At 61.3% G+C, this 13,459-nt stretch carries 16 protein-coding genes; 12 read left to right on the forward strand and 4 right to left on the reverse strand.

The features are described 5' to 3' along the window. Positions 1-21 precede the first annotated feature (21 nt). Together J2Z75_RS17255 and J2Z75_RS17260 are read right to left on the reverse strand one after the other, a co-directional pair. On the reverse strand, positions 22-882 hold the full coding sequence (locus J2Z75_RS17255) for a D-amino-acid transaminase (RefSeq protein ID WP_209853996.1): 861 nt from the start codon (positions 880-882) through the stop codon (positions 22-24). Positions 883-890: 8 nt separating this feature from the next. Then, positions 891-1,664, reverse strand: coding sequence for a LamB/YcsF family protein (locus tag J2Z75_RS17260; RefSeq protein WP_209853997.1), 774 nt, complete (start codon positions 1,662-1,664; stop codon positions 891-893). Positions 1,665-1,925: 261 nt separating this feature from the next. On the opposite strand from J2Z75_RS17260, the gene pxpB reads away from it, so the two are divergent. The 8 genes from pxpB (at position 1,926) to J2Z75_RS17295 (ending at position 7,673) form a co-directional block, all read left to right on the forward strand. Next, positions 1,926-2,654, forward strand: a complete 729-nt coding sequence (gene pxpB / locus J2Z75_RS17265) for a 5-oxoprolinase subunit PxpB (protein ID WP_209853998.1) — start codon at positions 1,926-1,928, stop codon at positions 2,652-2,654. After that, on the forward strand, positions 2,651-3,622 hold the full coding sequence (locus J2Z75_RS17270) for a 5-oxoprolinase subunit C family protein (protein ID WP_209853999.1): 972 nt from the start codon (positions 2,651-2,653) through the stop codon (positions 3,620-3,622). Before pxpB ends, J2Z75_RS17270 begins: the two co-directional genes overlap by 4 nt. Continuing rightward, on the forward strand, positions 3,619-4,263 hold the full coding sequence (locus J2Z75_RS17275; RefSeq protein ID WP_209854000.1) for a GntR family transcriptional regulator: 645 nt from the start codon (positions 3,619-3,621) through the stop codon (positions 4,261-4,263). The genes J2Z75_RS17270 and J2Z75_RS17275 overlap by 4 nt, the downstream gene beginning before the upstream one ends. Continuing rightward, positions 4,260-5,207, forward strand: a complete 948-nt coding sequence (locus tag J2Z75_RS17280; protein ID WP_209854001.1) for an NAD(P)-dependent oxidoreductase — start codon at positions 4,260-4,262, stop codon at positions 5,205-5,207. Before J2Z75_RS17275 ends, J2Z75_RS17280 begins: the two co-directional genes overlap by 4 nt. Beyond that, complete coding sequence (locus J2Z75_RS29535) at positions 5,204-5,329, forward strand: hypothetical protein (protein WP_268842082.1); 126 nt, start codon at positions 5,204-5,206, stop codon at positions 5,327-5,329. The genes J2Z75_RS17280 and J2Z75_RS29535 overlap by 4 nt, the downstream gene beginning before the upstream one ends. 4 nt (positions 5,330-5,333) lie before the next feature. Further along, complete coding sequence (locus J2Z75_RS17285; RefSeq protein WP_209854002.1) at positions 5,334-5,972, forward strand: GntR family transcriptional regulator; 639 nt, start codon at positions 5,334-5,336, stop codon at positions 5,970-5,972. A gap of 68 nt (positions 5,973-6,040) precedes the next feature. Continuing rightward, a complete protein-coding gene (locus J2Z75_RS17290) occupies positions 6,041-7,207 on the forward strand; it encodes a M24 family metallopeptidase (RefSeq protein WP_209854003.1) in 1,167 nt (388 codons plus the stop codon). Positions 7,208-7,256: 49 nt separating this feature from the next. After that, on the forward strand, positions 7,257-7,673 hold the full coding sequence (locus J2Z75_RS17295) for a VOC family protein (RefSeq protein WP_209854004.1): 417 nt from the start codon (positions 7,257-7,259) through the stop codon (positions 7,671-7,673). Between the two features lie 104 nt (positions 7,674-7,777). On the opposite strand, the gene J2Z75_RS17300 is transcribed toward J2Z75_RS17295, so the two are convergent. Further along, positions 7,778-8,956, reverse strand: a complete 1,179-nt coding sequence (locus J2Z75_RS17300) for a M24 family metallopeptidase (RefSeq protein WP_209854005.1) — start codon at positions 8,954-8,956, stop codon at positions 7,778-7,780. A gap of 377 nt (positions 8,957-9,333) precedes the next feature. Here J2Z75_RS17300 and J2Z75_RS17305 point away from each other — a divergent pair, with 377 nt between their 5' ends. The 4 genes from J2Z75_RS17305 (at position 9,334) to J2Z75_RS17320 (ending at position 12,331) form a co-directional block, all read left to right on the forward strand. Continuing rightward, positions 9,334-9,957 carry a DUF1989 domain-containing protein gene (locus tag J2Z75_RS17305; protein ID WP_209854006.1) on the forward strand — a complete coding sequence of 208 codons (624 nt, stop codon included), beginning with the start codon at positions 9,334-9,336 and terminating at the stop codon, positions 9,955-9,957. Then, on the forward strand, positions 9,957-10,760 hold the full coding sequence (locus J2Z75_RS17310; protein WP_234937400.1) for an amino acid ABC transporter ATP-binding protein: 804 nt from the start codon (positions 9,957-9,959) through the stop codon (positions 10,758-10,760). The genes J2Z75_RS17305 and J2Z75_RS17310 overlap by 1 nt, the downstream gene beginning before the upstream one ends. After that, the gene (locus tag J2Z75_RS17315; protein WP_209854007.1) at positions 10,757-11,416 is read left to right on the forward strand and encodes an amino acid ABC transporter permease; all 660 of its coding nucleotides are present in this window, start codon (positions 10,757-10,759) and stop codon (positions 11,414-11,416) included. The genes J2Z75_RS17310 and J2Z75_RS17315 overlap by 4 nt, the downstream gene beginning before the upstream one ends. A 126-nt stretch (positions 11,417-11,542) precedes the next feature. Then, positions 11,543-12,331: a transporter substrate-binding domain-containing protein gene (locus tag J2Z75_RS17320; RefSeq protein ID WP_209854008.1), complete on the forward strand. Its 789-nt coding sequence runs from the start codon at positions 11,543-11,545 to the stop codon at positions 12,329-12,331. A gap of 337 nt (positions 12,332-12,668) precedes the next feature. Here J2Z75_RS17320 and J2Z75_RS17325 read toward each other — a convergent pair whose 3' ends face one another. Continuing rightward, positions 12,669-13,307, reverse strand: coding sequence for a TetR/AcrR family transcriptional regulator (locus J2Z75_RS17325; protein WP_209854009.1), 639 nt, complete (start codon positions 13,305-13,307; stop codon positions 12,669-12,671). Positions 13,308-13,459 lie beyond the last annotated feature (152 nt).

The raw sequence follows: 13,459 nt of genomic DNA on the forward strand, positions 1-13,459 counted from the left end.
CCTCCATCGACAACGGCATTTTCAGATGGCGCTTGCCAGGCGGCTTTCGATGTAGGCGGCGCGCAGTCGCTTCGAGATGGGACCGGGAACGCCATCGCCAATGGTTTGGCCGTCGATCCGCACCACGGGCAGCACGAAGTTTGTCGCCGAGGTGATAAAGGCTTCCGCCGCCGCCCTGGCTTCATCGACAGTAAAAGCGCGTTCTTCCACGGCAATGCCCGCGTTTCGTGCCAGGTCGATAATGCTCGCGCGGGTGATGCCGTGCAGGATGGCGTTTGACAGAGGCCGCGTCACTAGCGTTCCGTCCCGGGTGACGATATGCGCTGTCGCGGCGCTGCCTTCGGTGACGAAGCCGTCCTCGACCAGCCAGGCGTCGTCGGCGCCGCGATTGACGGCTTCCATCTTCGCCATGGAAGGATAAAGCAGCTGGACCGTCTTGATGTCGCGCCGCTCCCAGCGCCAATCCGGCAGGGTTGCGATCGAGATGCCCGTCTTGATGCGCGGATTGTTGAGAACCGGCTTGGCCTGCGTGAACAGCACCAGCGTCGGTGTTGTGTTCTCCGGATAGGCGAAATCGCGGTCGGCAGCGCCACGGGAGATCTGGAGATATATCAGACCTTCATCGACCGCGTTGCGCAGGACGATGTCGCGATGGACCGCCAGCAGGGCATCCGGGTCCAGCGGGCAGCGGATACCGAGTTCCGTGGTGGAGTGCTGAAGACGCGCGGCATGTCCGGCATAGTCGATCAGCTTGCCGCCGATGACGGCGGTCACTTCGTAAATCGCATCGGCAAACAGAAAGCCGCGATCAAAGATGGAGATCTTGGCATCGGCTTCTTCAAGCCAGGCGCCGTTCAGATAGACGATCCTGTTCAATGTCATTTCCTTGATTATCTGGCGGGGCAGGCAAAGGGGGCGATCGTGCAGCCCTCCCGGGTGAGGGCAGCGCGCAGCGCGCGTGCCATGTCGACGGCTCCGGGCGTGTCGCCGTGGACGCAGACCGTCGCGGCTTCAACCGGCAGCTTCAGTCCGCCGGTCGTCGGGATAAACCCGTCGCGGACCATGGAAAGAACCTGGTCCACGCTTTGGTTGAGGTCGTGAATGACGGCGCCTTCCTGCTGGCGGGAGGTGAGCATGCCGGCATCGTCATAGCTCCTGTCGGCGTAGACTTCGCAGGCGACACGCAGTCCTGCCTTCTCCGCAGCTTTCATCGTTTCGGAAAAGGGCAGAGCGATGAAGATGAGAGAAGGATCGACAGAATGGATCGCCCGCACGCAGACGGCGGCGAGTTCCGGATCCACGGCGGCCATGTTTCCCAGAGACCCATGCGTCTTCACATGGGTCATCGGCCAGGACAGGGCGTGCGCCATACCTTGCAACGCGGCGATCTGGTAGACAATCTGGGCTTCGATGTCTTCCGGCCTCTCGCCCGAAATACGGCGGCGGCCGAAGCCATAGAGGTCCATGAAGGAGGGATGGGCGCCGATCGCGACGTGTTTCGCCTTCGCGGCCAAGATCGTCTCGCGCATCACGACGGGATCGCCGGCGTGAAACCCGCAGGCGATATTGGCCGTGGTGATGAGCTCCAGCATCGCCTTGTCGTCGCCTATGGTGTAAGCGCCGAAGCTTTCCCCCATATCGCAGTTCAGGTCGATTGTTGGCACGAGGCTTGCTCCTTCCCGAAGGCTCCTGTTTCATCCGGATGCATAAATTCGACCGCCCTGTTGCATTGGGAAGGCAATATTTCTATCATCCGGCTTGAATTGACATACAGTTGGTATACTGAAATAGCAACGCAAATACAAGAGATCGAGCGAGCATGTGCAGTGCCGTAATGAACAGTGCGGTGGCAATGCCGCTGAATTTCACCGGGTTTGAAAAGTCAGCGGCGATGGCCGATCGCCTGCCATTCTGATGTGAAGAACATGGAAGCAGAAGCCGTAACATTTCCGCGTATAGTTGCATGCGGCGACAGCGCCTTGTCCGTCGAGCTCTCGGATCGGATAGACGAGGTGCTCAACGACCGGGTCATCGCGCTCGCCGAAACGCTGACGACGAATCCGCTGCGGGGGGTCGAGGAGGTGGTGCCGACATACCGGTCGCTCATGGTCGTCTATGACCCCTCCATTATTCGCGGAGCTGTTCTGACACGTGAACTGGGCAAGCGGCTGCGCGGTCTGGAGCCGAGCGATGCCACCGCGCGCCGGTTCACCATCCCGGTGGTCTATGGCGGCCAGGTGGGCCTTGATCTGGAAGAGCTGGCCGCAATGAAGGGGCTCACGCCGGCCCGGCTTGTCGAATTGCATTCGGCTGCGGAATACAGGGTCTACATGATCGGATTTGCGCCCGGTTTCGCCTATCTCGGGGGGCTTCCCGACATTCTGCACACGCCGCGTCTAGAAGCCCCGCGACAGAGGGTCGAGGCAGGCGCCATTGGTATCGGCGGCAAGCAAGCCAGCATCAATTCCGTCGCCGGGCCGAGTGGCTGGCGCTTTATCGGCCGCACGCCGCTTCGCCTTTTCGACCCTGACCGGGTGGAACCCTTTCTGCTGCGGGCCGGGGATCGTGTCCGCTTCCGGCCGGTCGGCCAAGATGAAGCGGCAGAGCTCGACGGCGCGGTTGCAGCCGGGCGCATGATCATGGAGCCGGCATGATCGGCTTGATGGTCAAGCAGGCCGGCCCCATGGTCACGGTTCAGGATCTCGGCAGAAGGGGCTTGCAGCACGCAGGCGTGTCCGGTTCCGGGCCGATGGATGTCCCCTCCTTCCGCATTGCCAATGCGCTCGTCGCCAATGCAAAGGGGGAAGCAGCGCTTGAGTTCGCCGGCACCGGCGGCACATTCCAGGTATCCCGGCCGGTGCGTTTCGCGGTGACCGGGGGCGCCGTCGGCATCAGGATCGACGACAAGGCTGTGCGTCCATGGGAAAGCCATGACCTTTTCCCCGGCTCGACGCTGGTGATCGGCGGGCTTCGCAACGCTGTCTGGGGTTACTTGGCCATTTCCGGCGGCATCGACACGCCGCCGGTTCTGGGCTCCCGCGCAACCCATTTGCGCAGCGGTCTGGGCGGGCATCAGGGCCGGCGGCTGCAGGCCGGCGATAGTCTGCCGCTCGGCGATGCGGTGTCCTCCCCACACCTTTGCCTGCGCACGCCATGGCGATCCGCGCAGCGGTTCATCCATATTGTCCCAGGTCCGCAGGACGACTATTTCGACACGCAGGCCTGGGCAATTTTCCTGGGGCAGCCGTTTATCGTTTCGGCAATGCGGGACCGCATGGCGCAGATGCTCGACGGGCCGGTTCTGCTGTCACGGCGCGGCCACGACATCGTGTCCGATGGCACGGCGCCGGGTTCCATCCAGGTCCCGGGATCCGGCAGGCCGATCGTTCTGATGGCCGAGCGCCAGACGACGGGAGGATATCCAAAGATTGCGACCGTCGCTTCGGTCGATCTCCCCCGGCTGGCGCAGACGCCAAGCGGCCGCGACATCCGCTTCCGGCGCGTTTCGCGGGAGCGGGCTGAAGACCTGTTGATCGCGGAAAAACTTGCTTTGGGCGACGCCCTGGCGAATCTGGCGGAAAAGTCTGCAATTCTCGATGCTTCAGGGGACCATCCGCAATGAACCAGCCGCTCGCCAAACAGGCCTATGGGAAGATCATCGAGATGATCCTGTCCGGCTCGCTGATGCCGGGCGATGCTCTTCAGGAGGCGAAACTCGGCGAGGCGCTCGACATGTCGCGCACTCCCGTGCGTGAGGCGATCAAGCGTATCGAGGCTGAAGGTCTCGCTGTGCAGGAAGGCCGCTTCCTGAGAGTTCGCCAGCTGACAGCCGCGGAGGTGGAGGAAATCTTCTTTCTCCGCCGTATTCTCGAAGCATATTGCGCCCGCAACGCAACGGCCGTGCCGCCGTCCGCGCTGGACGAGCTGGAGAGGCGCGTCCGCGACCTGCAGAAGTACGGACCGGGCGAGGACGACGAGCAGCGCCGGGTGGATGACGATTTTCACCGCACGCTTGCGGCTGCGACCGGGAGCACCATGATGATCGGCACCATCGATGATCTTCGGCGGCGCACCTGCATGTTCGATCACACGCAGGTGCCGGACCGTTTTCAGAACAGTTGCGTGGAGCACCTTGAGATGATTGCTGCGCTGCGCGCCGGCGATGGGGAGAGGGCGGGGCTGCTGATGGCAGACCATATTACCAATGCCCGCGATGCCATTCTCGGACGACTTCAAACCTTTCCGGAAAGAGCAGATCGATGAAATGCCTGATTGTTCAACCGGTCCATGCCGACGGGCTTGCGATGCTGCGGCAGGCGGGTGTCGAGCCGGTCTTGTGCCCCTCGCCGGACATGGAAACCGTGGCGCGGATGATCCCCGGATGCGATGCGGTGATCACGCGGGACGCAGGACTTTCCGCAGCCGCCATTCGGGCCAGCGACATCTTGCGGGTGATCGTCGTGCACGGCGCAGGTCATGACGCGGTGGACAAGGATGCCGCCACGCAAAAAGGCGTTCTCGTCTGCAATACGCCCGGCGCCAACGCCCGGTCGGTATCGGAGCTGGCGCTTGGGCTGGCACTGGCGGCCGCCCGCCGCATTCCCGCAGCCGACCGCAGTGAGCGTTCCGGCAAGCAGGGCTTTCGCGAAATGGAGATCTTCACGGAGCTCTCCGGCAAGACGGCGCTCATCGTCGGGTGGGGTGCGACCGGCGCGGGGCTCGGCCGCATGTTGCAGGCGGCACTGGAAATGAGGATCCTCGTCCACTCACCGCGTGCGACCGATATCGGCGGGTTCGAGCGCGTTTCGACGCTTCTGGAGGGGCTCCGGCAGGCAGACCTTGTTTCGCTCCATACGCCGCTTCGCCCCGAGACGCGCGGCCTGATCGGCGAGGGTTCGCTCGCGCACGTCAAACACGGCGCGATCCTCGTCAACACGGCGCGGGCAGGTCTGGTGGATGAACCTGCACTGGCTGATGCAATAGAGACGGGCCGCATCTCCGCCGCCGGCCTCGATGTCTATTCCCATGACGCGCCGACCGGACCGCTTGCAAAGACAGGCCGCGTGATTTTCACGCCCCATCTCGGCGGGGCCACGGTTGAAGCGCTGCGGCGGGTTGCAGTCGGATCGGCACGCAATGTGCTGGCGGCACTGTCGGGAGAACGCCCGGCGACCGCCCTCAACGAACCAGCACGGATGTCTGCATGACCGGCGCGACAAGAGACACGATCGACCGGCTGCTTGAGCGCATCAACGCCATTTCGGCGCCGGGGCGGGATCGTCAGGCCTCCGCCCTGCATATAGGCATGGTCCAACAGGCGAGCAGGTGATGTCATGAGCGAGAAAGAAACCCTTGCCCAACAGGCCTACAAGGATGTCAAGAAGCGCATTCTCGAAGGGACGATTGCTGCCGGGGACCTGATGACGGAGCGGGCCCTGGCGCTGGAGTCCGGCATATCGCGCACGCCGTTGCGCGCCGCCATTTCCCGCCTGGAAAAGGAAGGCGTGGTGTCGCGGCTTGCCAATGGTGCGCTCGTGGTTCGTCCGGTCACGGTTGAGCAGCTGCTGGAGATCGTCCAGATCAGACGACTTTTCGAGGGGGCTGCGGCTGCCCGCGCGGCGGAGCGTCCGCTGACCGCGGCGCTGGACGAATCGCGGCGGGCGATGCGGGCCTATGCGAATGGCGCGGACGTCGCCTTCGACAATTTCTGGATAGACGACGACGCGTTTCATCTGGCTGTGGCCGAAGCGGCGGGCTTGAGCCTTTTGCCGGCCATGCTGACGGAAATGCGCAGCATTGCCCGCCGGTGTACCATTACCCGTACCCACGACCGTTTCGACGAGCAGGCGCGCGAACATATTGCCGTCGTCGATGCGATCGAGAACGGTGATCCGGCAGGTGCGCGCGCCGCGATGGAAACGCATTTCGACAGTGTTCGAACCCGCTTTCTGCGTTGGCTCGACCGACATTAGGATCCGTGAGGGGGTTCGGCCTTGCCCTTCCGGTCCGGCGCTTTCAATCAAGGATAAGACGATAGTTCATGAACGAGTTCGCTGATTTGCGCGGCCGGGAAGCCGCTTTTCCTGCACGGGAATTCGCCGAAAGGCAGGCGCAGGCGCGCGCGGCGATCAGGGCCGCGGGCCATGACGCGCTCGTTGTGACCGGACCGGAAAACATCTACTGGCTGACAGGCCGTCAGACCGCCGGGTATTTCGCCTTTCAGGCGCTTATCATGCCTGCCGAAGGCGAGCCGGTTCTTCTCGTGCGCCAACTGGAACTGGCAGGCGCGGTCGCCAATACCTGGCTTGACCATATCGTTGCCTACCAGGACGGCGAGGATCCGGCGACTGCGCTCGCAGTGTTATTGAAGGATCGCGGTTTGTCGCGCACCGCGATCGAACTTGCGGGCTGGTTCGTCTCTCCTGTTCTCGCTGCACAGATCGTGGCGGAGGCCGGAGTCGGCGCATTGCCTGATGGTTCGGCCATTCTTCCGCCTCTCCGCATCGTGAAGTCGCCAGCCGAGCTTGAGGCGATCCGGGCGGCCGCGCGTTATGCCGAGACCGGTCTTGCCGCAGGTATCGAGGCTTGCAAAGCCGGTACGAATGAAAACGCTGTCGCAGCCGCCATGCTGCAGGCGGCGACGAAGGCCGGGTCCGAAGCCATGGCGATGGAACCGCTCGTTTCGTCGGGGCCGCGAAGCGGTTTGCCGCACATGACGTGGCGGCGACGGACGCTGGAAGACGGCGATGCCGTGTTCCTGGAACTTGCCGGCAGTCACGCCCGCTATCATGCCGCCCTGATGCGCACGGTCTGGATCGGCAACCCGCCCGCCGAGGCGCGCCGGATGATGGATTGCGCATTGCGGGCACTCGATTGCGCGCTCCAGTCGATCCGTCCCGGTGTGCGCTGCGCCGTTCCGCACGAAGCGGCGCAGAAAGTCATTGACGACGCCGGCTATACGGCCGCGTTTCGCAAGCGCATCGGCTATTCGATGGGCATAGCCTTCGCGCCCGACTGGGGCGAGGGCGGTCTGCTGAGCCTCTTTACCGGCGTCGAGCGCATCATCGAACCCGGCATGGTCTTCCATGTGCCGGCGACCTTGCGCAGCTATGGCGTATGGACCGTCGGCGCATCCGAAACCGTCATCGTCACGCAAAACGGAGCGGAGCCCCTGTCCAGCCTGCCCCGCGACCTGCGCATCCGTTGAATATGGGACACCCAATCCAACGTTTCCAATACACCAGAAGGAGCCCAACATGACAAAATCGCTGTTCCATCTCGCCTATCATGTCACTGATCTCGACGAATCCCGCCGCTTCTACGGCGATGTGCTTGGCTGCGAAGAGGGGCGTTCGACAGAGACATGGGTCGATTTCGACTTTTTCGGTCACCAGATATCGCTGCATCTCGGCAAGCCGTTCGAAGTCACCCGCACCGGCAAGGTCGGCAACCATATGGTGATGATGCCGCATCTTGGCGTCGTTCTGCCGCTTGATGCCTGGTTCGCGCTTTCCAAGCGGCTGGAAGATGCCGGCGTCGCCTTCGATATTCCGCCCGTCGTCCGTTTCGAAGGGGAGCCGGGCGAACAGCGCACGATGTTCTTCTTCGATCCGAGCGGCAATCCGATCGAGGTCAAGGGTTTCAAGGATTTCGACGGCGTTTTCGCACACTAGACCAGATCACATGCGCGCGGGCGGCTTTCGTGCCGCCCGTCACGGTCCATGTCAGCGGTGGGCGTTCGCTCCACGTCGAGGCCTTGAGAAAAGGCTTGGCCCTGTCACCACCAGAAGCTGGGCGATTTGGTCAGGAGTTCGTTTTCCTCGTCGCCGATGATGACGATGTTCTCGAAGAAGGCCGCCCCGACGCCATCGAGGGAAAGAAAGGATTCGACGCCGAATACCATGTTCTTTTCCGCTGTGTCTTCGGGCAGCGACATGCTGCTGGAAATACGGGGAAGTTCGAAGCCAAGGCCGATGCCATGGCCATAGAACGGGAAGTTCTTCATGATCGCTGACACCGAGCCGCCAAACGCGGCGGTCATACGATCGCCTTCGGCGGCGACATCGAGAAGCTTGACGCCGGGGCGCATCATGTCCGTCAGGCGGTGCACGATCCCGGCGGCGGCCTCGATCAGCCGGCGCTGGTCCGCATTCGACTTGCCGCATACGCCGGTGCGGCCCGGGTCGAGATAGTATCCCTGATAGAAGGCTGCATGCACCGTACCGGTGACCATATCTCCCGGTTTCGGCGCATCGGCGCTGTAGCCTGTCAGCGGGAAACGCTGGTCGAAACCAAGCGTGTCGCCGTGGTTGGCACCGATCATCTGCAGCCGGCCGCCGCGCCGGACGATTTCGCGCGCCGCTTCACCGGCTGCCTCCTGCTCCGATAGGCCGCTGGTCAGGCCTTCCATCAGCCGGTTGAGGCCCATGGTGGCGCCTTCTCCGGCGATGCGATAGCAATCCAGTTCACGATGGCTCTTTGTGCGCCTGACAGACCGCACAAGATCGTCTGCCGGAACCCATTCGACATCCGGGGCACCCTCGACGAGCTGCTGATAATATTTGATGGGAATGAAGTTGGTTCCGACAAGGGCGACCCGGCCTTTGATGCCACGCTCTGCAATCGCTTTCGCCACGCCGCTGAAGGGGTGCTTGTGACAATGGATGTCGCGGATCGAAACCAGATCCCGGCGCGGCTCCGGCTCATCGATATGCAATTGCGGCTCAATGCCCTGCTGAAGAACAATGCCGGAGAACGACCGCGCCGACCAGATGGACGAATCCATGCCGCCGCTGATCGCATAGTGGTTGGAGAGATAGAGGATATCGCCGCAATTGTCAGTCGTGCCGCCGCCACGACCGAAGACGACCGCGGTTTCGAAGCCACGTGCCTGCATTTCGGCAAGCACACGCTCCCAGCGCGCTTCATATTCATCCAGCGGGAAATATCTGGCCACGTCTCTGGTCTCCATGGCGGTACCGGCTTCCGATCGTTTTTGTCGAGTGGCTGGTTCGATCGAAGGCGTTCACAACCCTTCAATTTCGGTACACCAATAGTATTCTTCCGTCAATCATGCGTGAGGCTGCCAACATCGATTGGGTGTTTACGCGATTTTTCTACGGAGGTCTCACTCCGAGAGATTTGCCCATTGTTTAGGCGTCCAAGTTTAAAATTTATGCGAAGCGCACAATAAATGTCCCATAAGTATCTGAAATACATACTTGAATTCCATTGGTATACTGAATAAGTTGCCTTCGAGAGTTTTTGAGAAGGCGAATGATGGCGCGCAATCGGCGTCATGTCCGCCTCCCTCCATGGACAGGCGAGTTCGAGATGGGTGAATATTCGGACATTGTCCCGGCTGGTGAGGGGCGCGCGTACATAATGCGCGCCGGCCAGGCCGCGATCATTACCAACACTCACGGCAGTCAGGTTGTCGATCTCTGGGCTGTTTCGGCGGAAGACGCGAACGAAGTCAGTTCGATGGATCACACGCGCTCGGTCGCCAGCAGCATCTATTTCGAGAGTGGCATGAGCGTCGTCAGCAATCGACGCCGCCGGATGCTGGCGCTTGTCGGTGATAGCGCAGGGTTGCGGCATGACACGCTCCTGTGTCCCTGCAATGGCGAACTGTACCAGGAGCTCGGTTGCGAGGGCTATCACCGGAGCTGTGCGGATAATTTCCATGAGGCCATGTCCGGCTCCGGAAGGGAGGTGCCGTTTACGCCCGCCTCGCTCAATCTTTTCATGAACGTGCCGGTGAATGAAGACGGCCGTGTCGAACGCCTGCCGCCCGCCTCGAAAGCCGGCGATTGCGTGACGCTGCGCGCCGAAATGGATATTCTGCTGGTTCTTTCGGCTTGCCCCCAGGATGTGACACCCATCAACGGTGCTGCCCGCACGCCGATGGATGTGGCGGTGCGCATCCTTTCCAAGTCATCCCCGGAGGCCGTTTGATGCCGGAGCACATTCTTGCCCTGCGTGATATCCACAAAAGCTTCGGCGAAACGCAGGTCCTTAAAGGAATTTCCCTGAACGTGACGGCCGGAGAGGTCGTCTCGATCATCGGCGCCAGCGGTTCGGGAAAGAGCACGTTTCTAAGATCCATCAACGGACTGGAGATGCCGCAATCCGGGTTCCTGGATTTCGAGGGACTTTCCTTCGACTATCATCCGGAATCCCGCTTCTTCCCGACGGCGACGCAATTGCAGGCGTTGCGAAAGAAAGTGGGCATGGTGTTCCAGAGCTACAATCTTTGGCCCCACATGACCGTTCTGCAAAATGTCATTCACGCGCCGATCAAATTGCTCAAGATTCCGCGCGCTCAGGCCATCGAGGAGGCGGAAGCCCTGCTTTCCCGTATCGGGCTTTATGAAAAGCGCCAAAGCTATCCCGCCCGGCTGTCCGGCGGGCAGCAGCAGCGCGTCGCGATTGCGCGGGCGCTGGCGATGAAGCCCAGCCTGATGCTTTTCGACGAAGTGACGTCGGCTCTGGATCCGGAGCTGGTTCATGAGGTTCTGGTTCTGATGGCGTCCCTGGCGCGGGAGGGCATGACCATGCTTGTCGTTACGCACGAGATCGCCTTCGCCCGGGACGTTTCGTCCCGCGTTCTGTTTTTCGACAAGGGCGTGATCGCCGAGGACGGACCGCCGGAGATCCTGCGCAATCCGCAGAGCGACCGGCTGCGCCAGTTCCTTCATCGTATCCTGCATGACGAGGTTGCCGGCGCGGGTGCGGGCTACGGAGGCACTCAACAATGATCACGGATTTCATTGGTGAAGTTCAGATCTACGGTCCAGGCTTCCTGCTGGCGGCGTGGACGGTTTTCTGGCTGACGATCCTGACGATCGTCGTCAGCTGGGTCTGTGGTTTGCTTGCAGCGCTCGGACATCGGTCGAAGGTGAAGGCCGTCCGCATGGTGGCCGCCTTCTATATCTGGTTCATTCGCGGAACGCCGACCCTCATTCAGGTTTTCATCATCTACTTCGGACTACCGCAGTTCGGGGTCAGGCTATCGCCGTTTACAGCCGGGGTCTTGTCGCTTGGGATCAACAGCGGTGCCTATGTGGCGGAGATCATTCGAGGTGGCCTGACGGCCATTCCGCGCGGTCAGACGGAATCGTCGCTGGCGCTCGGCTTCAGTCCGGCCGAGACGATGCGCAGCATCATTCTGCCGCAGGTGTTCCGTATCATCCTGCCGTCGATTACCAACGAAGCGATCTCGACTCTCAAGAACACATCGCTGTTGTCGACGATCACCGTGGTCGAACTGACACTCTATGCCCAGACCCTGATCGCGGCGACGTTCCGACCGTTCGAATTCTACATTGCGGTTGCCGTGATCTATCTCGTGCTGACGACTTTCCTCACGCAGCTGGCGGCCTGGCTCGAGCGGCGATACGCGCTGCAGAGCTGATGGTCGAGCAGTTTGCGGCCCCCAATCATCGGCCTCCCCGGCGCAGCGCAGCGCCGGGCAAACAAGACTGTCGCCCCCGCGACGGAAGACTGTGAAACGAACCAATCGAAAAGAAGGGAACAAGCCATGAAATTCAAATCCATCGCATTCGCTCTCGCTGCTATCGCCGCCGTTGCCGCCAAGGCCCCGGCGTCCGCCGCCGATCTTGAGCTTCTCGAAGCCGGCAAACTTCAGGTTGCCACCGAAGGCACCTTCCCACCTTTCAGCATGCGCGCGCCCGACGGCTCGCTCGACGGCCTGGAAATTCGGGTCATGACGGAAGTGGCAAAGCGTCTGAACCTGACCTACACACCGGTCCTCATCAAGTGGGACTCGCTGCTGGTTGGCCTGCAGGCGGACCAATACGATGTGATCAGCGCGTCGATGGACATTACTGCGGAGCGCCAGAAGAAGGTGACCTTTGCCAATGGCTGGCTTGAATCCGGCGGCCGTATCGTGGTCCAGGCGGATTCGCCGATCAAGAGCGCGGCCGACCTGAAGGGAAAGACAGTCGGTGCTCTCGTGTCGTCCACCTTTGCGAAAATTGCCGAAGACAAGGGCGCAACTGTCAAGGGCTACAAGGCGGAATCCGACGCCATGCAGGATCTTGTCAACGGCAATATCGACGCAACGATTACCGACTCGATCGCCGGCGCTTATGCGATCAAGAATGCCCATATGCCGCTTGCGATGACGGATGATTTCGTCAGCCGAATCCAGAAGGGCTTCGCCATCAAGAAAGGCAAGCCCGAGCTGGTGAAAGCCATCAACAAGGCGCTGGCGGACATAGTGGCCGACGGCACTTATGCCAAGCTCACGGTTGATTTGATCGGCTTCGATCCGGCTCCGAAAGAGCCGATCCAATCGGTCGAATAAGCGATTTTGCATACCAAGACATGATGATGGGAAGCGGTCGGAACGCGAATATTGCTCCGGCCGCTTTCCACGGTGCATTCGCCGCTCGCTCAAATCGGTCGCATGGCGCTCGATGAAATGGAATATTGCCTGCGGACTCTCCGCGAACACCTGCCTGCGCGCCGCGTGGAACTGGGTTGCATGATCGTCGAGCGGGGATTATGTGCGCCGATAATCACGGCTCGGTAGTTGGCGGTTACAATATTTCCGACGCCGCACAATGCTTGACCGAGCGGTCCGTCGTCGTGTGGCATTTCCTTTCGCAACAGGGTCGACGGGAGCCCGTTCGCCGCCGTTATTACCCCTTGAGATAGCCGATGACAGCATCGGCGATCATGGTGCGGTGGCGTTCGATGGTGCCGGGTTCGGAGAGGTCGCGGCGGAAGATCGAGCCGAAGGTGTAGCGGTTGGAGACACGGAAGAAGCAGAACGCGCTGATCATCATATGAATGTCGATCGGATCGGCCGGTCGCGTGAAGACCCCTTGATCTATGCCGCGTTCCAGGATGCCGGCGATCGTTTCGATGACGGAGACGTTCAGGTCGCGGATTGCCTCCGAGCGCAGCATATGGGCGGCGTGATGAATGTTCTCGATGCTGACCAGCCGGACGAAATCCGGATGCGCCTCGTCATGGTCGAAGGTGGTGGAGATCAGGACCCGCAGCGCCTCTTCCGGCTCCAGGTTTGACAATTGAAGGTCGGCTTCCAGCGTGCGGATCTTGCGATAAGAGCGTTCAAGAACGGCCAGATACAGGCCTTCCTTGCTTCCAAAATAATAGTAGATCATCCGTTTTGAGGTGCGGGTCCGCTCGGCGATGGCATCGACGCGCCCGCCGGCAAGACCATGCGTCGAAAACTCCTCCGTTGCCACTTCCAGGATATTTTCCTGGGTGCGCTGGGGGTCGTTCTTCCTGCCGTTCTCAGCTTTGCCTGCCATGCTCCGCCGCTCCCCCTCCGGCGCCGTCATCTTCAAAGTCGCACACCTTTGGCGCGGCCATCCGCATCCAGTTTCCGGTATGGCTGTAAAGTCTTAAAGAGCTTGAAGCCTGCTTTCAATAGATGCCTCTTGACATACGTACCAGTTCGTAC

The sequence above is a fragment of the Rhizobium herbae genome, from assembly GCF_017873135.1.
Classification (GTDB): domain Bacteria; phylum Pseudomonadota; class Alphaproteobacteria; order Rhizobiales; family Rhizobiaceae; genus Pararhizobium; species Pararhizobium herbae.